This is a genomic window from Bacillus sp. SIMBA_008 (assembly GCF_046535495.1).
Classification (GTDB): Bacteria; Bacillota; Bacilli; order Bacillales; family Bacillaceae; genus Bacillus; species Bacillus subtilis.
Window position 1 is genome coordinate 1 of the sequence record NZ_JAWRWL010000988.1, and the last position, 248, is coordinate 248.

Consider the following 248-nt stretch of genomic DNA (forward strand, 5'->3'; position numbering starts at 1 on the left):
TTCTAAGCGGTACAGTCCGCTTTGGGCGATTTCTTCATTCTGTGCCTCGCAGCCATTTTCCGTAGTCCGGAACGTCATACGGAGCGCATCGTGATGTTCAGCAAGTTTTTGCAGGGTTTGACGAAGCTGCGTTTCCTGAAAACCTTCCGGCGCATGCAGCATGACGGCTTGATTATAATAATGCTGATCTGTCGTTATTTGTTCGAAAAACCAATGCTGAATAGGAGTCAGGCTGACTTTTCCTTTGA

Annotated in this window: 1 protein-coding gene; it reads right to left on the reverse strand. The window is 47.2% G+C overall.

The features are described 5' to 3' along the window. The coding region (locus SB658_RS26345; protein ID WP_410603450.1) for a condensation domain-containing protein at positions 1 to 248 on the reverse strand (248 nt) is incomplete at both ends.